At 55.0% G+C, this 20,879-nt stretch carries 15 protein-coding genes; all 15 read left to right on the plus strand.

Annotated elements, in window-relative coordinates; all coding sequences use genetic code 11:
* Positions 1-292 precede the first annotated feature (292 nt).
* The 15 genes from JRJ26_14265 to JRJ26_14335 all read left to right on the plus strand — a co-directional run bounded on the left by JRJ26_14265 (position 293) and on the right by JRJ26_14335 (position 20,849).
* Complete coding sequence (locus JRJ26_14265; protein MBW2058655.1) at positions 293-1,690, plus strand: sigma 54-interacting transcriptional regulator; 1,398 nt, start codon at positions 293-295, stop codon at positions 1,688-1,690.
* A 738-nt stretch (positions 1,691-2,428) separates the two neighbouring features.
* The gene (locus tag JRJ26_14270) at positions 2,429-3,310 is read left to right on the plus strand and encodes a 3-hydroxyacyl-CoA dehydrogenase family protein (GenBank protein ID MBW2058656.1); all 882 of its coding nucleotides are present in this window, start codon (positions 2,429-2,431) and stop codon (positions 3,308-3,310) included.
* A gap of 54 nt (positions 3,311-3,364) precedes the next feature.
* The gene (locus JRJ26_14275) at positions 3,365-4,147 is read left to right on the plus strand and encodes an enoyl-CoA hydratase/isomerase family protein (GenBank protein MBW2058657.1); all 783 of its coding nucleotides are present in this window, start codon (positions 3,365-3,367) and stop codon (positions 4,145-4,147) included.
* Between the two features lie 161 nt (positions 4,148-4,308).
* Positions 4,309-5,721 carry an FAD-binding oxidoreductase gene (locus tag JRJ26_14280; GenBank protein MBW2058658.1) on the plus strand — a complete coding sequence of 471 codons (1,413 nt, stop codon included), beginning with the start codon at positions 4,309-4,311 and terminating at the stop codon, positions 5,719-5,721.
* Positions 5,721-6,935 (plus strand): (Fe-S)-binding protein, encoded by a 1,215-nt coding sequence (locus tag JRJ26_14285; protein MBW2058659.1) that lies wholly within the window; start codon positions 5,721-5,723, stop codon positions 6,933-6,935. The genes JRJ26_14280 and JRJ26_14285 overlap by 1 nt, the downstream gene beginning before the upstream one ends.
* Positions 6,932-7,444 (plus strand): hypothetical protein, encoded by a 513-nt coding sequence (locus JRJ26_14290; GenBank protein MBW2058660.1) that lies wholly within the window; start codon positions 6,932-6,934, stop codon positions 7,442-7,444. Before JRJ26_14285 ends, JRJ26_14290 begins: the two co-directional genes overlap by 4 nt.
* 86 nt (positions 7,445-7,530) lie before the next feature.
* Positions 7,531-9,012 (plus strand): FAD-binding oxidoreductase, encoded by a 1,482-nt coding sequence (locus JRJ26_14295; protein MBW2058661.1) that lies wholly within the window; start codon positions 7,531-7,533, stop codon positions 9,010-9,012.
* Positions 9,013-9,045: 33 nt separating this feature from the next.
* Positions 9,046-10,206, plus strand: a complete 1,161-nt coding sequence (locus JRJ26_14300) for a (Fe-S)-binding protein (protein ID MBW2058662.1) — start codon at positions 9,046-9,048, stop codon at positions 10,204-10,206.
* Positions 10,207-10,226: 20 nt separating this feature from the next.
* Entirely contained in the window at positions 10,227-11,828 is a 1,602-nt protein-coding gene (locus tag JRJ26_14305) for an AMP-binding protein (protein ID MBW2058663.1), read from the plus strand.
* A 42-nt stretch (positions 11,829-11,870) separates the two neighbouring features.
* Positions 11,871-13,907, plus strand: coding sequence for an FAD-dependent oxidoreductase (locus JRJ26_14310; GenBank protein MBW2058664.1), 2,037 nt, complete (start codon positions 11,871-11,873; stop codon positions 13,905-13,907).
* A 140-nt stretch (positions 13,908-14,047) separates the two neighbouring features.
* Complete coding sequence (locus JRJ26_14315; protein ID MBW2058665.1) at positions 14,048-15,061, plus strand: TRAP transporter substrate-binding protein; 1,014 nt, start codon at positions 14,048-14,050, stop codon at positions 15,059-15,061.
* A 227-nt stretch (positions 15,062-15,288) separates the two neighbouring features.
* Entirely contained in the window at positions 15,289-16,305 is a 1,017-nt protein-coding gene (locus JRJ26_14320) for a TRAP transporter substrate-binding protein (protein ID MBW2058666.1), read from the plus strand.
* Between the two features lie 87 nt (positions 16,306-16,392).
* On the plus strand, positions 16,393-16,920 hold the full coding sequence (locus JRJ26_14325; protein MBW2058667.1) for a TRAP transporter small permease subunit: 528 nt from the start codon (positions 16,393-16,395) through the stop codon (positions 16,918-16,920).
* Positions 16,913-18,220 (plus strand): TRAP transporter large permease subunit, encoded by a 1,308-nt coding sequence (locus tag JRJ26_14330; protein MBW2058668.1) that lies wholly within the window; start codon positions 16,913-16,915, stop codon positions 18,218-18,220. Before JRJ26_14325 ends, JRJ26_14330 begins: the two co-directional genes overlap by 8 nt.
* Positions 18,221-18,347: 127 nt before the next feature.
* The gene (locus JRJ26_14335) at positions 18,348-20,849 is read left to right on the plus strand and encodes a hypothetical protein (protein MBW2058669.1); all 2,502 of its coding nucleotides are present in this window, start codon (positions 18,348-18,350) and stop codon (positions 20,847-20,849) included.
* Positions 20,850-20,879 lie beyond the last annotated feature (30 nt).

Below are 20,879 nucleotides of genomic sequence, written 5' to 3' on the forward strand. Positions count from 1 at the left end.
AGCGATCTCTTGAACAACCTTTGTTCAGTCGCTAATCGAAGAGCGGCTTACCTGGCCGGTACGAGCCGTTCTGTCGGGAGGGGGTGGCCGTTAAGGCCGCTTCCTACCCGGATTGAGAAAAGGTTATAAGAAGAGGCAACAAAGCCCTGCTGAGAGGGCTTAGGAAACCAATACCCACGCGATATGGCCAGGATGATTTGACAAATTTATGCGCCTCGGGCGTAATTTGTCAGGAATCGAGTTCAAAAGGAAACTTTTTGTATAAAACAGGAAAATTCAAAGGTCTCGACTTATGCCTAAGGGTATCAGAAAACTGTTAGATGATATTGATGAAGTATTGTTACTGGCTTTTATCGACAACCCTTATGAATGTCCCATTCTGATCGATGAAAAGGGCATCATCCGTTACATGAGTCGTTACAATAGCAAGGTTTATGGGATGAGACCGGAGGAGGCCGTGGGGAAGCACATCAAGGAGGTGGTCAAGACCTCTCGCCTGGATACCGTGCTAAGGACGGGAAAGGCCGAGATCGGCAAGGAGTTTTACGTGGGGGGGCGAAAGCGGATCATTGCCAGGCTACCCCTGAGGGACGCTGAGGGCCGGGTAGTCGGCGGCGTGGCCAAACTCATGTTTCACCACGCGGAAAAGATTTCCGAACTGTATCATCGTATGGAGATTCTTGAAGAGCATCTCAAATACTATCAGAGCGAGATCGCATCCCTGAAGCGGGTCGCCTATGGAATGGGGCGGCTTATCGGCGAGTCCAAACCCATGCGTGAGGTAAAGAAGTTGGTGCTTCAGGCCGCCGCGAGTGATGCCTCGGTTTTGATTACAGGGGAATCCGGTACGGGCAAGGAACTTCTCGCCGAAACAATCCACCAGAAAAGCAATAGGGCCGCGGGGCCTCTCATCAAGGTGAACTGTGCGGCCATCCCCCATGATCTTATCGAAAGTGAACTCTTCGGCTATGAAGGCGGTTCATTTACCGGCGCCCGGGAGCGCGGCAAGCCCGGAAAATTCGAACTGGCCAACGGGGGAACGATTTTCCTGGACGAGATCGGGGACATGCCCCTCCGGATGCAGGCCAAACTCCTGCGGGTGATTCAGGAATACGAGATCGAGCGGATAGGGGGGACGAAGCCGGTCAAGCTCGATTTCCGTGTCATTGCCGCAACGAACCGGGATATCGAAAAGATGATCAAAAACGGGAGCTTTCGCATTGATCTTTACTACCGGATCAACGTTTTTGAAATTAATGCCCCCAGCCTCCGAGACATGGTGGAGGACATTCCGAGAATTGCTTATCATTTCCTGTCCATTTACAGAGAAAAGCGGCCTCAATCTCCCAAGCGCATATCGGACGAGGCGATGGAACTACTCAAGCGTTACAGTTGGCCCGGAAATGTGAGGGAGCTGAGAAACATTATAGAAAGAGCCATGACCGTTGCCGAAGGAAATGAAATTACCGTTAAGGATCTGCCCAAGCGGATACGGGAGTTTTATCGGGAGGGCTACGATAATATGCATGTCACGGGGCCTCTGCGTGAAATGCTCATGGATGCCGAACGGCGTATTATTTGCGAGGCCTTGCGGATGGCGGACGGGAACAAGAGCAAGGCGGCCCGGATCCTGGGGATTCACAGGACCGGCCTGTACCAGAAAATGAAACGATACGGTCTGAGTGTATAATATTTTCTATATGCAGCGTTATCTATTAACCACCAGCAAGCAGGGGAATCTGCGCTGTTCTTTGCTTCCCCCCTGAAGAGGGCAGCGGTATTGTAGAAAAATTTCTACAATACCGCCTTGCGGCTGGACGGATTCCCTTCACTTCACGAAAGAAAGCATCTGGAAGTAATATGAAAATCAGGCAGATGCGCTCCATTAGCATTTACTGGCCTGCTATTTGCATCTCTAATACTCATAGAGCCGGAATCGATGGGCTCGGTTGAGGTTCCTGAGGGCGGGGAACCAACTTCCTGAGGGAATCGCAGTTCGGTAAGAGATGGGGATTAAAAAATGGGCGCCGTCAGCACACAGCCTTTGGCCCTGTGGGGGGATGCGTCGCAATGAGCAAAAATGGCACAAATAGAACATTTTGATAGGAGCCACTACGCTGACGTCTGCCTACCCCATTCGGAATTCAGGAATTTTCGGATGAAGTACAGAGCATTCGTTATGCGGGTTATGCGGAGGGACCTGGATCGGCGGCAGCGTTCCCCGGGAAGTCGATCAGTATCTGTGCAGGAGTATTTTGGAGCATTTTGTGGATTTTGAGGTCCCTGAGAAGCTTCGTCCCGTGCAGGAAAAGATTCGCGCTTTTGTGTTCGATGAACTGGAGCCGGTCTCGCGAATGGTTGAAGAGCAAGAATGAAGAAAAGGAAAAGGTCATAGGGGAAAAAAGTTCCAGATACTGGAGGTATTGTGATGGAAATTAAAAAGATCTTTGTTGTTGGAAGCGGCTTAATGGGAGCAGGGATTACGCAGGTCTGTGCCCAGGCCGGCTATGGGGTCACTATGATGGATGTCGAGGAGGAGATCATCCAGAAGGGGCTGAAGAACATTCAGTGGTCCGTCTCCAAGCTGGTGGAGAAGAAAAAGGTTGCAGGGACATGCGAGGAAATAATGGGAAGGATTACGTGGGATACCAGGCTGGAAGCTGCCGCCGATGCAGATTTTGTGTTTGAGGCCGTGTTCGAGGATTTGGAGCTCAAGAGCCGGGTGTTTTCGGAACTGGACAGGATCTGTGCTCCCGGAACCATTTTCGGCACCAACACGTCCGCCATACCCATCACCGAAATCGCAGAGGCGACCGGGAGGCCGGACAAGGTCGTGGGCACGCATTTTTTCAGCCCGGTTCCCATGATGAGGGTGGTGGAAGTCATCAAGGGCCTAAAGACCTCCGAGCAAACCCTGAAGACAGCCACCGAACTGTGCGAAAGCCTGGGAAAGGAGGTCATCAGGGTGAACAAGGATGTCGCGGGCTTTGCTCTGAACCGGTTCAATGCGCCTGCCACGGTTGAGGCCATCCGCCTGGTAGAATTGGGCGTGGTATCGGTGGAAGACCTGGACAAGGGCGCGAGACTCGGATTCGGGAGGCCGATGGGCCCGTTTGAAACGGGAGACATGGCAGGGCTGGACGTGGGACTGAACGCCATTTCAGCCATGTACCAGGAGACGGGAGATCCCAAGTTCAAACCCCCCATGCTTCTTCAGCGCAAGGTCAAGGCTGGGCAGCTCGGAAGAAAGACGGGTATCGGTTGGTACCGGTATGACGAAAACGGAAAGAAGATCGGACCCGCGGATTGAGGTGGTGGCTTTTCGCTGGGAAAACTCTAGATAAACACGAAAGGGGGTCTATTGATGTCCAGGAAATACGTGAGCTGCACGATTGAAGACAGGATTGCCGTTGTAACCATCGACAACCCTCCCATGAATGCGCTCTCCGATGCGGCCCGCGAAGAACTCGATGAGGTTTTCGAAGAGCTGGATGAGAATATCGAGAATGCCATGGCCGTTATTCTCACGGGCGCCGGCGAGAAGGCCTTTGTGGCAGGTGCCGATATCAAGGTTTTTCCAACCCTCAACCCCGAAATCGCAAGGAGGCGGTTGAAACGGGGGAAGGCCTTGTTGCTCAAGATCGAAAACTTCGACAGGCCCGTTATCTGCGCCATCAACGGCTTCTGCCTCGGCCTCGGCCTTGAGCTGGCCATGTGCTGCGATATCCGCATTGCCGCGGAGCATGCCAAGCTGGGGCAGCCGGAAATCAATGTGGGCGTCATCCCGGGTGCCGGGGGAACCCAGAGACTGGCCAGACTCGTGGGTGAAGGGATTGCAAAGGAGTTAATTTACACGGGTCGGTTCATTGATGCACAGGAGGCACAGCGGATCGGATTGGTGAACAAGGTGGTTCCGGGGAACGAACTGAGGCGCGAGGCTATGGAGATGGCCGAAGGCATTGCTGGCAAGCCTCCCCTAGCTGTCAGAGCCGCCAAGGAAGCGATCCATCAGGGGCTGAGTATGGCCCTGGATCAAGGGCTTGAGATCGAAATTGATCGCTGGAGCTACCTGTGCGGTACGGAAGATCAAAAGGAAGGGGCAGCGGCCTTTATTGAGAAACGCAAGCCTGTTTTCAAGGGAAGATAGCCCGCTGGTCTGCAAACACCGAGGCGGGGGCGTCTGCCAGTGACCCGTACCCCCCGGGAGGGCCTGAGGCCTGGACACGGACATCCTTCGGTGCCCACCGGGGCGGCGTCTTTCCTGTGGAAGCGGCAAATTATCAATCGGAGTCTTTTCGGAGGACAGGTATGACAGCATCACTCAGGGAATCTCTCGCGGCCATTGTGGGGGAGAAATACGTTAGCGAGCAGGAATACGTGAGGAAATCCTATACAAGGGGCCCGAGCTGGGGAAGAGGCGAGGCCCCAGCCATTGTGGTGAAGCCGTGCAAAACGGAAGAAGTGTCGGAGATCGTAAAGCTCGCCAACCAGCACAGCGTGCCCATCATCCCGCGCGGAGGCGGAGCCAGTACGGCGCTCGGCGGATTTCCGAAAAGCGAACGCGTTTCGGACAGTATCCTGGTGGATCTGACGCGCATGAACCGCTTCCTGTACCTGGATGAAGAAAACATGGTCGCCGCCGCAGAGGCGGGGATCGTCCTGAGCGATCTCTCCACCATCATTGCCGAAAGGGGTTACCACATGCACACCGTGGATATCCCCCAATACATCGATACCTTAGGCGGCGTCTTAAGCGGATTCAACGGCGGCGGAGAACCATCGGATCTCGCCGTGGTCGGGGAACTGGGCAATTTTATTCTTGGACTGGAAGTGGTTCTCCCCAATGGCGATATCATCACGACCGGCGCCGGACCCGGGACCAACCAGCATACAGAACATATGGTGGACAGGACGCCCGGATCTCCCAATATCACGGGGATGTTCCTGGGCGACGCTGGTGTCTTCGGGATCAAGACGCGGGTGTATTTCCGGGTTTTTCCTAAACAGGGCGAGTTCACTTACGGCGCATTTCAATTTGAGAGCTTTGAGGAGATGTGGGCGGTCTTCTCGAAGTTGATGCGAGTCAATCCCTATCTCTATACGAGGATGGTGGGCATCCTGCCCGTCTGGGAGAAGAAATGGACCATCTTCTACGTGATACGGGGGGCAAAAGAAGAAATTGCATTCAGGAAAGCCTGGCTCGAGACCCTGTGCCGGGAGGGCGGGGGTGAGGAGATATCCAACACGCTGGCCAGGGATATCATCATGACGTTTTCGGGGCGGCAGTTGGGCAAGTACTATGCCAGCCGGGGTAAGTTCAAGTATTTCGAACACATCTTGAGAAAGAGTGACGCGCCTGATTTCTTGCGGAAACAGGAAGGATTCATCAAGGAAAAGATGAGCGCCGCAGGACTGGACATATATGTCACAGACAGCGTCAAGTATATCGTCCCAAAGGAGCGTCACAGTGTAGTCATGGGGCATCTCTACTTCATGGACGAGGGCAAGATGAACGAAAAGGAGAAGGAAGCATTCGAACAGATCGGTTACGAGGAAGTAGATCATCTGCTGGAATACGGGGGATTTGTAGAGGGCGCTCAGGGAAACCTGACGCGGAAAAGCGCAAGCGTGTGGCAGCCGGAGTACCATCGTTTCGTGAAGGCTATCAAGAGCGCCCTTGATCCCAACAACATACTGAATCCTGGATTGTGGAGACTGTGATGATGGAGAAGGAGTATCTGAGAGCAATGGAATACAGCATCTATCGCTGTTCGGGGTTTGGCGTCTGCAAAGGCGGGTACAAGAAGGATATCTCGCCCTGCCCCATGTACATGGTATCGGCCGGTTTCGAAGCCGAGACGCCCAGGGGGCTCATGACCCTCGCGCGGGAGATCCTGGAAGGGCGTCTGGAATATACCAAAGAGATGGCCGACATGGTCTACCGATGCACGGCCTGCGGGAACTGTCGGATCTTGTGCGGGGCCACGGACCGGAAAACGGGTGCGGTGCTGGTGGACCCTTCCGCCGTAGCGTCGGCCATGCGTGCGGACCTGGTGGAAAACAGCCTCATCCCCCCGGCCGTGAGGGATTTTCTCAAGAATGTTTACCGTTATGGAAATCCCTATGGGGAACGTGCCGAAGACCGTGACCGGTGGGCGAGGGGTCTCGATATTGCCTTTTCCGGGCAGGAGTACCTTCTCTACGTCGGGTGTGTGGGTTCCTACGATGAACGGGGCCAGAAGATGGCCAGGGCCCTGGCTGGCCTGTTGAAGGAGGCGCGAGTGGAATTCGGCATCCTCGGCCGGGAGGAGCTGAACGACGGCAATGAGGTCAATATTGTCGGCGAAAAGGGCCTTTTTCAATATCTGGCGGAGGAAAACATACGGCGATTCAAAAGCCAAGGGGTCAGGAAGATCATTGCCCTTTCCCCGCATGCCTACAATACCATGAAAAATGATTATCCCGCCCATGGGGGCGATTTCGAGGTGTTTCATTATACGCAGATTTTGAGGGACTTGGTCGGCTCCGGAAGACTCCTGACGGGGGCCGGATCGGAAAAAACCGTCACGTATCATGACCCCTGTTTTCTGGGCCGGCACAATGACGAATATGATGCCCCGAGAGAGGTCATTCGATCCATTCCGGGGATTAGGATGGTTGAAATGGAGAGGAATCGCACAAACTCCCTGTGCTGTGGCGGGGGCGGCGGCAATTTCTTCACCGATATCATCGGTACCAGGCCGGAAAGTCCCGCCAGGGTGAGGGTTCGGGAGGCCGTCCGGACCGGTGCGCAAATTCTGGCTGTTGCGTGCCCTTACTGCGCCAAGATGTTCGAGGACGCCCTCAAGACGGAGCAGCTTGAGGACAAGCTGGCGGTGAGGGATATTTCAGAATTGCTGCTTGAATCCATAAGAGAAGAAGGAGAGGCAAAATGAAAGAGTTGGAAGTTCCTAAACTAACCTGGGAAGAGCGGTATCGCAGGATGATCGACATTGCCTATGCGTTATCCACCACCTACAAAACCTTGTTGAAGGAGCAATACGGAGAGCAGACGGCCATTGAGATCTCCAAGAAGGTACAGGCTACCATGAGCGGTAGGTGTGCCAGAAAGCTCATACAATACTATGACCTGAAGCCCACGGTGGAAGATGTGATCAAGCTGATGAAACTGTACAGCTCAGAGGTCTGGGGCTATGGTGCGGACAAATACGTGGGAGCCTATCTGGAATCCCCCCGAAAAGGACTGTTCGTGAACAAGGTCTGCCGTATATGGGAAAAAAGGAAGGATTTCGGAGACGAAAACAGGAGCACGTGCCACATCAATTGCGCGGAGGAGTACGGCAGCCTGGCCCGGCAACTGGCGCCGCAGGTGAAGGTGACCGTGGGCAAGGCCTATCCCAAAGGGGATGACTGCTGCGAGTTCTTTATTGAGGAGCCGGAATGATGGTGTTGTGTTCCCGGTCCTATGCGTAGATCGGGTATTCCGCCGGATAGGAGAACCTGAAACGACGTCCATATGGAGGTTGCTGCGTGAAATCGAAAGACAAGGCACTGGCGGAACTGGAAAGGATAGTGGGTGAAGAGAATTTCTCCGCGGACGAGGTGGACCTCATACCGTATACCCGGGATTCGTACAGCGCATTGATGGGTAGAGATATCCCCATGCCCGATTGTGTGGTCCTGCCCGAGCATGCGGGCGAAGTCCAGTCCATCGTGGCGGTGGCCAATGAATACGGACTCCCGCTGTATCCCCGGAGCTTCGGCGTCAACATTGCCGGGGCAGCCATTCCCTACGGGGGCGGGATCGTCATTGATCTGAAACGAATGAACCGGATTCACGAAGTTAACCCCGAGACCATGACGGCGACCATTGAACCCGGTGTTACCTGGGGGGCGCTGAGAAAGGCGGCAAGGCCCAAGGGCCTTGATGCCATTGCCATCGGCGGTCCTTACTGCGTGGGGCCTGTGGGGAATTTTCTTTTCACCAACATTACCCATTACGCGACGGTCTACTCGATGGATCGTGCCGTCACATTCGAAGCGGTCTTGCCCAATGGGGAAATCATCAGGACGGGATCCCAGGCGACCCGGATCGGTTCGGAGTTAAATCCCTACTTCCGGTACGCCTACGGGCCCGATGTCGCCGGCCTGTTCCGGGGGAGCATGGGAAACTACGGCATTATCACCAAGATGGTGATCAGGCTTCGTCCCATTGGAAAGATCGAGGAGTCCCTGATATACGGGTTTAATGACCTGGATTCAGCATTGCGGACCATGCAGAGCATCGAGCGCCTGGAGATCACGCGGTCGAACGTGGTCTACAACAAGGATATGGCCATGCATGCAGCCTTGTCTCCCGAGGAGCAAAGAAGGCCTGAAGAGAGGAGGCGGGTTCTGGATGCCTTGCCCCCCTACATCATGGTGCCCGGCATTAAGGGTGACGAAAGGCTCATCGGGATATACCGGGAGATCATGGGCGAGGAGGTTGCAGCCAAGAACGGAACACTGCTGGGCCTTGCCCCGGAGATCGCCGATCCCGTGATCACCCTGGCCGAGGGAGCCAGCAATGTATCCCTGAGGATGTATGCGCCGTTTTCCGGTTTTGGAGCGGCCATCGGCTGCCTGCCCGTGACCAAGGTGGTGAAGATGACGGACGAGGTCATTGAACTGGCCGAAAAATTCGATGTCAGGGATCCATTGAGCGGAGAACGGCAGTATCCCGAACTGGTGATCATTCCCTATGATCGCTGTTCCACGGTCTACGTGGAACAGGAATTGCTCTACGATCCGGCCGATCAAGAAGAAACCCGTAAGGTATTCGAGTGTATCCGAGAGGTATACCGGGTCATGGTGCTCAAATACGGCGCCGTGCATACCATTCCCAACAGGAGTTTCCTTGATCGCGTGGCCCTTCCCAGCTATTCGAATCTCATCAGGGGGATCAAGAAGCTGGTAGACCCGAACGGGATTATGATGGCCCACGGCCCGTATTCATTCGAACAGGGGGAATAGAGCCTCCTTTCCATCTTTGGAGGAGACACGATCATGCTGAGAGACTATGTGGAAACAATTAACCATTGCCTGAAATGCGGTGCGTGCAAGACGGCCTTTGGCCCCTTTATGCCCATCTGCCCGTCTGGCCTCAAATTCGGTTTTGAGTCCCATTATGCCGTGGGAAGGATTGAAATCGCCAAGGCCGTCATCGACGGCAGACTGCAATTGAATGCCAACCTGATGAAACGCATCTATACCTGCACCGATTGTGGTGGATGCGATGAACAATGCGGGCCGAACATCGGTGTGTTTCCGATGAGGATTATTGAGGAAATCAAATACGAGGCCATCGAAAAGGGCTTGATTCCTCCCGAGGTGAGAGATTTTCTGAAAAACATCGGCCGGCATGGAAACCCGTACCTGGAAACAGCGGAGAATCGAGCGAAATGGGCCGATGACCTGGGTGTCGAGACCTACTCCGATCAGGAGTTCCTTTTCTATGTGGGCTGTGTGGGATCCTACGACGAAAGGGGCAAGAGCATGGCCAGGGCCCTGGCAGGCCTGCTCTTGAAAGCCGGTGTCAGTTTCGGAATCCTGGGATCCGGGGAGGTCTGCGATGGGAATGAAGTGAACAAGGTCGGCGAGAAGGGGCTGTTTGAGTACCTTGCGAAAGAGAATATCCGGACTTTCCAGGAGAGGGGCGTCAAAAAGATCTTCACGCTATCCCCCCACAGTTTCAACGCCCTGAAAAATGATTACCCGCGCTTGGGGATGACGGCGGAGCCCCTTCACTACACACAGCTTTTGAGCCAACTTCTGGATTCCGGGGTCATCAGCCCGAAAAAAGAGATGGGAAAACGGGTCACGTTCCACGATCCCTGCTTCCTGGGGAGACACAACGGCGACTATGAGTCTGCAAGGGCGGTACTGGGGGCAATTCCGGGACTTGAACTGATTGAGATGGAAATGAACCGGCACAACGCATTCTGCTGCGGCGGCGGAGGGGGGAATTTTTTTACGGACATGCTGGGAGGCGGGCCTCGAAGCCCTGCGCGCGTTCGAATCAGGCAGTCCCTGGAGACGGGCGCGGAAATGGTTGCGGTGGCCTGTCCCAACTGCGCCAGGATGCTGGATGATGCGGCAAACGCGGAAGGCGTGGAAGACAAGATTGTCGTAAAAGATATCGCTGAGATACTGGAAGAGGTCTGCTGATTGCAGGAAGGCGAAAGCAGATGGTTATCGGCGATACACTCGAAAGAAACAGAAGATTCTATCCGGACCGGATGGCCGTCACGGATGGCAAACGGCGCATCAGTCACAAGGAGTTCACCGACAATGTGTTCCGGCTGATGAATGCCCTCCTAGATTTGAAGCTTGCCAGGGGCGATCGGGTGGCCTGTCTGCTGTCCAACGTGCCGGAGATCATGGAGCTCTATTTCGCGGTCCCCTTTTCCGGAATGATCATTGTACCCCTGAACTATCGGCTGTCTCCCCGGGAACTCCAGTTCCAGCTCGAGGACTCCGGCGCCCGGGTGCTCGTGGTGGAAGAGCAGTTTATTAGCAAGATCGAGCCGATTCGGGCGGAACTGAAGGGAATCAGGGAGTTCGTACTCGTGGGGCAGCCCAGGGGAGGATACTTCGACTATGAAGAGGTGCGGTCGGGTTACGCCCCGGATATTCCCAAGGGGATCGAGGTGCACGAAGATGACGTGGCCTGCATCAACTATACAAGCGGAACGACCGGGAAGCCGAAGGGTGTCATGCTGACGCACCGGAATATGCTTTCTCAGGTATATGCCTATAAGGGTTTTTCCGGAAGGTGGGCCGGTGACGGTACCGACGTGATCATGGCCAGCTATCCCCTGTTCCACGTGGGCGTTATCGGCAACTTTGCAGGTCTGGTGATGGGCATGCAGAATGTGATCGCCAATTTCGACCCCCGGACCATCTACACGGTTCTCGAGAAGGAAAGGGTGACGAAATGGTGTACGGCCCCCATCATGCTCGAGATGACCTTTTCCAACGGTCAGGACCCCTCCGATTATGATTTGTCTCACCTGCACTTTATTGCATCCGCCGGCCAACCCCAGAAGCTTTCCACGGTCAAGAAAGCCTTTGAGGTATTCCCGAATCCCGAACTGTATTTCACGGTGGGTCTGGGCCTTTCCGAAACCTTCTCATGGGTCAATTTTTCCCACATTAACCGGGGAAATCTCTCGAAGGTGGAGGCGCTCATGGAGACATCTCCCATCCGGACGGAACACATCCCGGCAGGCATGTGCGGTCCCCTACCCCATGTGGATCTTAGGATCGTCGACGAGGGGGGAGCGGATGTTGCCCCGGGTGTTGTGGGAGAGATTATCACGAAGGGTGACCATGTCATGAAAGGATACTGGAAAAAGCCCGATGAAACGGCCGATGTCATCCGAGACGGGTGGCTCCACACCGGGGATCTGGGAATGCAGCATCCGGATGATCCGGCCTGCTGTTTTGTCGTGGGCAGAAAAAAGGAGATGATCGTGAGCGGAGCCGAGAACATCTACCCGGCAGAGGTTGAGCTGGCCATCCAGAAACACCCCGCTGTCAAATCGGTGGTGGCCTTCGGCGTGCCGGACAGGAAGTGGGGGGAGACCGTTAAGGCCGCCGTAATCCTCAAAGCGGGAGCCCGAGCCAGTGAAGAGGATATCATTGAATTTTGCAAGAAGTATATTGCAAGCTACAAGAAACCCACTTCCATATATTTCGTAGAGGATTTCCCCCGAAATACGTTTGGGAAGGTCCTCAAAGGGGAACTGGTTCGTATGGTTGTGGAGGGAGAACTGAAGAGTGTTTAGATGCCACGGCAATGGAGAGGTTGCGGTCTCCGGAGGCGGGGCATGGGCGGAATCGAAACAGAGGATCGGGAACAGGGAGAATCATCGGTGACGCTACCCAGGCTTTTCAGTCCCATACAGGTGGGAAGGATCGAGATTCGGAATCGCATTGCCATGGCCCCCATGGGGACCCTGGGAATGGTGAACCCCGACGGCAGCCTGAAATCCAGGGTCATCGATTACTACACCGAGCGGGCAAAAGGCGGGACGGGCCTGATTATCACGGGAATTACTAAGGTAGAACGTAAGATCGTAAATATGCCAAAAGCGAATATTCCCTTTATTTCTTGGAACGATGCCTCCTCTTATGGGGAGCTTGCAGAGAGGGTACATCATTTTGGAAGCAAGGTGTTTGTTCAGCTTACCGCGGGGTTCGGCAGGGTGTCCATTCCGGAACACATGGAGGGCGTTCCCGTCTCGGCATCAGCCATTCCGAACGTGTGGGATCCTTCTATCATATGCAGGGCTCTGGAAACCGCCGAGGTGGAGGAGATCGTCAAGGCCTTCGGGGACGCTGCCGAAATCGTGGCGCATACGGGGTGTGACGGGGTAGAACTCCACGGGCACGAGGGCTATCTCCTGGACCAGTTCGCCACCGGGATATGGAACCAAAGAGAAGACAGATACGGCGGTCCGGCCCTTGAAAACAGGCTGCAGTTTGCCATTGAGATCATCCGGGAGATCAAGAGCCGGGTGGGAGAAGACTTCCCGGTCTGTTACCGTGTGGGCCTGCGGCACATGACGAAGGGCCTGAATCGGGGAGCGCTGCCAGGAGAGGAATTTGAGGAGGCTGGACGGGATCTGGAGGAGGGCCTGGAGCTGCTGAAGATTCTTGAGAACGCGGGCGTGGACCTGTTCCACGTGGACAAGGGGTGTTACGACAGTTGGTACTGGGCCCATCCTCCAGTCTATATGCCTTACGGGAATATGATCGACATGGCGCGGGAGGCCAAGAAGGTTGTCCAGGTGCCCGTCATCGGGGTCGGTCGCATGGACGATCCGGAACTGGCTATTCGAACCATCGAAGAAGGCATGGCGGACATCATCGCCATCGGCAGGGGGCTCCTGGCCGATCCGTCGTGGCCGAACAAGGTGGCGGAAAAACGCTTCGCGGATATCCGGCCCTGCCTGGGCTGCCAATATGGGTGCATGTACCGGCTTCGACAGAAGAAGCCTCTTTCCTGTTCCATGAATCCGGCCTGCGGAAGGGAGAAGACCTACGGCATCGGCGCGGCGGATCGCAAGAAGAGAATCGTAATCATCGGCGGTGGTGTGGCCGGTATGGAAGCGGCCCGGGTGGCCGCCCTCAGAGGACATGAGGTCATCCTGTATGAAAAGTCGGAACGACTCGGGGGACACCTGCCCCTGATCGAAAAACTGTCCTTCAAGCATGGCCAGGAAAGGCTGCTCCGGTACTATCTTCAGCAGATGGAAAAGCTTCGCGTCCAAGTGAAATACGGTGTGGAGGTGAGCGGGACCATGATGGAAACGGAGGATTTCGATGCGCTTCTGGTGGCCACGGGCTCAAGGGCTGAGCTGCCGGAGTCTGTTGAGATCCGGAACCACGAGCACGTTTTGACCTGTGTTGATCTTTTGAAAGGAGAAAGGGACGTAGGGAACAAGATCGTTGTCATCGGCGGCGGCCTGATGGGATGTGAAGTGGCCCTGTGGCTGAGAAACATGGGCAAGGAGGTTTGCGTTCTGGAAATACTGCCCGAGATTTTGGCAGACGGCGTCCAGGCGGCCAACCGCCAGATGCTCATGGACATGCTCGTCTTCAACCGGGTGGCCATCAGGACGAACGCCCGTGCGATGGAAATCATGAAGGACCGGGTTGTCTACCGGGATGAAAAAAGCGGCGACCGCGTCGAAGTGGAAGCGGAAGGCGTCATATTCGCTACAGGACTTCGGCCGGTCAATGCGTTGTACCGATACCTCTACCGGGAATATCCGAATGTCTACGCCATAGGCGATTGCGGGGGGGGCAGAAGGATCCATGACGCCATTTGGTCGGCGTATGGCTTGGTAAGGGACCTGTGATCAAACGCACAGGAGACAGGGATGGAAGAAAGGGGGTGGAAAACCAGCGGAAGGCAAGCGGTTAAATCCCTCAGGAGGCTAGAGTTGAATTCATGGAAGCAACTTGGAGGTGGGGGTCTGTCCCCGAAAGGAGGAGAGCTATGATAAGAAAAGCTTTAGTCGTGTCGTTGTGCGTCTTTCTAATTGTCGCCTTTGGCCCAGTGACATCCGTGGCGGCCAAGACGGTGGTACTCAAGATGGCCATGTATCAGCCCGCAAAGCACGCCTTTGTCAAATTCTACCAGTCCATGCTCCCGAAAGTAAAGAAGATCACTGGGGGACGGGTAAAGGTCAAGCTGTTTCATTCTTCAACACTGTTGAAGAGCACGAACATGGATGAGGGCATCAACAAAGGGGTTGCTGATATGGGCCTTTCCTATCCTCCGATGGTGTCCGCCAGTATCCCGTTTATGGGATTGACGGATCTGCCGGGCATCTGGAGAGATACCAAGGGGTTCAACGATGCCTTTGATAACGGCGTGACCGACCTCTACGAACAGGCCTATCACGAAGGGGGCATGAAAAACATCAAGATCGTGGGACTTGCAAATATCGGTTTCTGGTACATCGCCACCACAAAGAAGCTCGTCAAGGTCCCTTCGGATCTTGCGGGGTTGAAAATTGCCGGGTGCGGAAGGATGCACGTGAAGTACATCGATGCATGCGGGGGGAAAGGCGTTTATATCCCTATTGTTGAGCGCTATGAAGCCATGGAACGGGGCATCGTGGACGGAGGTACCGGTTTTACGAGCAATTTTGTGAGCTGGAGATTCATGGAGCCCTGCAAGTATTTCCTGGACTTCGGTCACGGGCTCGGGCCCATGATGTTGATCATCAACAGCGACTCCCTGAAAAAGATTCCAGAAGACCTGCGGGCTTCTGTCCTGGGAATTCTCAAACTGATCGTCTTGTCCCACAGGGGTGTCATGGCAGCAGAAACCAGCTTCAACCATGATGTGATCATGCCGCAGCATATGGAATATTACAGGCCGACGCCTGAAGAGGTCAAACTGTGGCGGGATGCCGGGAAACCCTTGGTGGAGGAATGGCTTTCCAAAACAGGGCCCCTCGGCAGGAAGGCCATGGACATTGTCGAGAAATACAACCAGCGCTAGTGTCCGGTAAGGCGCATATACCCCGGGGCGGACGGACAAGGAGAAGGAGCCGGTTCCAAAGGAAACAGCCTTTCTCAAGAAGTCACCCCTGGTTCAACAGGGGGCAACAGGAGGAAAAGGAATTTTCCCTCATACCCCACAGGTATGATACCGGGACCCTGTCAACATGTAAAGAACTTAGAAAGCGTTTTAGTTAACACAAACATTTATACGAGGAGGAACGGGATATGAAAAAGCTCTTGTTGACTGCTCTCTGCGTATTGTTTCTACTGGTGGTTATGCCGCTGCATGGGGTTGCCGGCGGCGCGGTGACCCTGAAAATGGCTATGTATCAGCCTGCCAATCACGCGTTTGTGAGGTATTATACGGCCATGATGCCCATGGTGGAAAAGATCACCGGCGGCAAGATCAAGATCAAGATTTACCACTCGGCGACGCTCTTGCGGAGCACGGAAATGGACGTGGGGATCAACAAAGGGGTAGCGGATATCGGCTTTTCATATCCGCCGATGATGTCGGCCAGCATCCCCTTTCTGGGATTGACGGATTTGCCGGGCATCTGGAGGGATACCAAGGGATTCAACGATGCCTTTGACAATGGGCTGACAGAGCTCTACGAGGAGGCCTATTACCAGGCTGGTCTCACGAATCTGAAGGTCATCGGCCTGACCAATATCGGCTTCTGGTATCCCTGCGCGAACACGAAGAAGGAAGTGCGCGTGCCTGCCGACATGAAGGGCCTGAAAATCAAGGGAATGGGTCGCATGCATGTAAAATACGTGGACGCTTGCGGCGGCACGGGCGTGAACGTCCCCATTGCCGAATGCTACGAGTCCATCGAGCGCGGCGTCATTGACGGGTGCACCGGTTTCACGAGCAACTTCGTGAGCTGGAAGTTGATGGAGCCCTGCAAGTATTTCGTGGACTTTGCCCCGGGACTGGGCCCCATGATGCTCATCGTCAACAAGAAGTCTCTTGAAAGAAAGGTCCCGAAGGAATTGAGAGAACCGCTGTTGGAGATTCTGACCCTTTTGGTGAAGGCGCATCGGGGCGTCATGTTGGCGGACGATGCGTACAATCACGATATTGTCATGCCCCAACACATGAAGTACTACCGGCCCAACGCCGAAGAAAGGAAGGCCTGGATCGAAGCGGGTAGGCCGCTGGTCGAGGAGTGGCTTTCAAAAACCGGCGCGCTCGGCAAAAAGGCCATGGAAATCGTGGAAAAGTATAATCAACGTTAAGACGCGACCATGTCCGACCACAGGGTGAGCCACGCATTCGGAAGGTCCCGCGCTCACTCCGCATCCGGAACCGAAGGGAGAGGCGATATGTCGGGATTTGCTAGAATTGCTGGAGGTATCGATAAGGTTAACAGTTTCCTCGGGCAGGTGGCGTATGTGCTTATTGCGCTGCAAGCGGGATTCGTGGTGGTGGCCATATTCCGGCGCTACGTGTTGAATAATCCCTTCAAGGCGGCCACGGAGATCGGCCAGATCGCGATGGTATTTGTATCCATGCTGGGTGCTGCCTATGTGCTGAAGATCGGAGGGCACATCCACGTGGAGGTCTTCGTAGTCAGGCTCAAGCCCAGGATTCGGGACTTCATCATGGGTCTGAACTACATCGTGTTCGGCATTCCCTATTGCGCGGCCATCACCTACTACTGCTTCTTATTTGTTCAGTCGTCCTACACAATCAAGGAGCATTCCCAGGGGGCTTTCATCCTCCTATGGCCCATCAAGAGCGTGTGTGTCCTTGGCTTTATTCTTCTGGGATTGCAGTTCCTGATTTCAGGCGTTCGCCTTATTCAGCTGTCCCTGGGGGCCAGTTGCACGCAAGGAGTGTCCCATGCTTGAGCCCATGACCGGTGGAATAATTGGTGTCTGTCTGCTGCTGATTCTCCTTTTTCTGGGTTTGCCCATATTCGTGTGCCTGGGTTTTGCAGGAACCATGGGTCTCATCCTGATTGAAGGGTTTTCGGGGATGACCCTGGCCATCTCCAACGTTGTCTGGACCCAGGTAACGAGCGTGGGCCTGCTTGCCGTCCCCGTCTTCATCCTAATGGGCAATATAGTGGGCGCTCATGAATTCGGGAGGGACCTCTACGATACGGCTTCCAAATGGCTCGGCAGGGTACCCGGGAGCCTGGCTATTGTGAGTACCATCGTTTCGGCCCTATTCGGTTTCATGTGCGGTTCCGGGATCGCCGGAACCGCCACCATCGGCGGCGTGGCCCAACCGGAAATGGAGAGAAAAGGATACAACCGGCGGTTGGCGCTGGGGACTCACGCCATGGGCGGGGGCCTGTCGGCAATTATTCCCCCAAGCATATTGATGATTCTCTACGCAGTCCAGGCCGAGTGCTCCATGGGACGGATGTTCTTCGCAGGTATCGTGCCAGGGCTTCTCCTCACCATTCTGATGGCCGCCTACATCTCCGGGCGGGCTATCATCAACCCGGCATTATGCCCAAAACCGGAGCCGGTTTCGACCATGGAAAAGGTGAAATCCCTGGTCAATCTGATCCCGCTTGTGATCCTGTTCCTGGTGGTTTTGGGCGGTATCTACGCAGGGATCTGGGCCCCCACGGAGGCGGGAGCGGCCGGCGCCTTTTTCGTACTACTCATCGTGATCTTTTACGGTCGTCTGACCCGGCAGTCCCTCAAGAAGGCAATCGCCAGCGCCGGTAGAACCACGGTCATGATCTACATGCTGGTAGTTGGAGCCAATATCTTTTCCTTGCTCTGCTTTGCGAGTGGGATCAGTGACTGGCTTCAGGAGTTTATCCTCAGTTTCAAGCTGCCCAACTGGGGAATCATAATCATACTTCTGTTGATGATCACGATTCTGGGATGTTTTCTCGACGTGATGGCCCTGCTCCTCATCGTCCTTCCCATTTCGCTGCCTATTGTCAAAAGTTTGGGCTATGACCCTGTCTGGTGGGGCATCATCATGATCGTCGGATGTGAACTGGCCATGATCACCCCTCCCATCGGAATTCATCTTTTCGTCATCCTGGGGATTGCCGAAGAAGGTACCACATTGTGGGATGTTGCAATGGGGGCGGCGCCGTTCGTGGTGGTCATCTGGATCCTGTTTGCTTTGCTGATCCTGTTTCCCGAGCTCGCTCTGTGGTTACCGGGACATATGCGATGAATATGCAGAAAGAAAGAGATCCTGTCATTGTTCAAGCCTTGAGAACGCCGATTGCCGACCACAGAGGGGTCTTCAAAGAGGTCCCCACTCAGAACCTGGTCTCGGTGCTGATCAAGGAGGTGATGGAATGGAAAGATATATGGAAAGATTCAGGGAGATCAGGAAGCAGATGATTCCCAAGGGAATCCGGTCTGTCTATGACGCGGGCCAGAGGGCGAATGTCACGAAGTATCCACCGGGGATCGCTCTCTGCTTGGAGCGGTCCCGTCTGATGACCGAGGTATATAGAATGACGGAAGGAGAGGCGGAAATCATTAGAAAAGCCAAGGCTTTCCGGTATTTCCTGGAAAATATGAGTATCTATATTGACCCACACCAACTCATCGTCGGCAATGAAACCAGTGCACAACATCGTCTGCCTCTCTATTTGGAAATATCCACGCAATGGATAAAGGATGGGCTGAATGACGGGTTCCGGGACATGCTGTCCGGGGAAGAAAGAGAAGAACTTCTTTCCATCATCGACTACTGGGAAGGGAGATCCATAGAGGATCGATGGAGGGCGCTGCTGCCGGATGACCTGAGGCCCTTTTCCGACCACAGACAGGTGGTCGGGCACGTGACCGTAGGGATGGGAAAAGGGAGGCCCTTTGTCAATTTTGAACGTCTGCTGCGTACCGGATTGAAAGGAGTTGTCGTAGACGCGGAAAAGGAACTCAACAGGCTTCGTTGCACCGTACCTGCAGGGATGGATGTGGAAGCGTATGTGCAAAGGCGGGAGTTTTATTCGGCAGTGTTGATTGCATGCGAAGGGGTCATGGCATGGGCCCGGAGGTATGCGTCTCTGGCCGCGGATTTGGCCGGGGAGACGCCGGATGAGGATCGGGCTCAAGAGCTGAGGAAGATCGCAGAGGTCTGCTCGTGGGTCCCCGAAAACCCTCCCAGGGATTTTCATGAAGCCCTTCAGTTTTTCTATTTTGTCCACCTTGCGCAGCGCCTGGAATCCATAGCCCACGGAGCGGGCTACCGGTTCGATCAGCTCATGAACCCCTACTATCTCCGGGATCTGGAGACAAAGGCTGTCACCAGGGAGCGGGCGCTGGAACTCCTGGGCTGTCTGTGGCTGAAGATAGAGGACGTGGGGGAACTGAGTATCCCAGTATCTGCCGGGATCCAGGTGGGCGCTCTTGCATGGCAGAATTTTGCGCTTGGCGGGCTCAAGGAGGATGGAAGCGATGCCACCAATGAGATGTCGTACTTGATGATTGATACCACCATGGCATGCAGAACACGGGAGCCTGCTCTTGTCCTTCGGTATCACGAGGGCACCCCGGATGCCTTGATTGAAAAGGCCCTCGACCTCGTCGCAACAGGGCATGGCCAGCCGGCCTTTTTCAACGACAGAGTGATCGTAAAATACCTGGAGAAGATCCATGAAATCCCGGAGGAAGTGGCCAATACCTATTCCATCCCGGCATGTGTGCGATGGGGGATCCCGGGGAAATCGATCCACCCTATGGTCCCGAATGTGGGAGCCGTCTCCCTCCTCAAGTGCCTGGAGTTGGCATTGAACCGGGGAGTGGACAAATTCACGGGTATCCGGGTCGGCGTCGACACGGGTGATCCCAAAACGTTTCGATCCCTGGAAGACGTGAAGCAGGCGTATCTGAAACAGGTGGATTTCATCGCCGGAGCCGTGTGCACCATGTGGAACATGGCCGCATATCTGTATCGAACGTACGGCCAGAGACCCTTCAGTTCGGCCCTGGTCGACGGCGGACTCGAGAAGGGAAAAGAAGCCTCGGCGAATATGTACCGGGAGGGGGTCACTGTACTCGCGGCAGGACCTACCAACGTGGCCAATTCCCTGGCCGTTCTGGGAAAGATGGTGTTCGAGGAAAAACGATGTTCCATGAGTACACTGATGGAGGCGCTCAAAAATAACTGGGACGGCTACGAGGACCTGAGGCAGTGGGCCATCAACCGGGTACCCAAGTACGGAAACGATGATTCTTACGTCGATGAGATCATGAGATGGGTGCATGTTGAATCCAACCGGCAGTTTCAGAAGTATCAAGGGATCGCTGGGGGCCGTTATACCCTCGCTTCGAGTATCGCCGCCGGTTACTATGCCCTTTCGCTGGGCACAGGAGCCACGCCCGACGGCAGAAGGGACGGTGAGCCCTGTGCGGATGCCACCGTGTCCCCTCACGCCGGGACCGATCGAAAGGGGCCGACCGCGGTCCTTAAGTCCGTGGCCCATCTCGACCCTTTGATCACGGGCTGGGATCACCTCCTGAACCAGCGCTTCTTTCCGGCTTTCCTTGTAGGCAAACACCGGGCCGCCTTCAAGGGATATCTCAAGACGTGGGCCCAGTTGCCCATCTGGCACATCCAGTTCAATGCCGTATCCACGGAAACCCTAAGGGACGCCCAGAAGAATCCGGACCGGTACTCGGACCTGGTGGTGAGGGTGGCCGGATACAGCGCATATTTTACACAGCTTCCCCGGGAACTCCAGGATCAGGTCATTGCACGAACCGAGCAGAGCCTCGGCGAGATCGGGCCGGATGGCGCCGGTTCCACCAAAACCCGGTCGGGCAAGGAATCTCAGGTGGCTCTGCAGTAAGAGGGGCAATTCCTGTCGCTGGTCCTGAAG

The sequence above is a fragment of the Deltaproteobacteria bacterium genome, assembly GCA_019308905.1.
In the GTDB taxonomy this organism is placed as follows: Bacteria; Desulfobacterota; BSN033; order WVXP01; family WVXP01; genus JAFDHF01.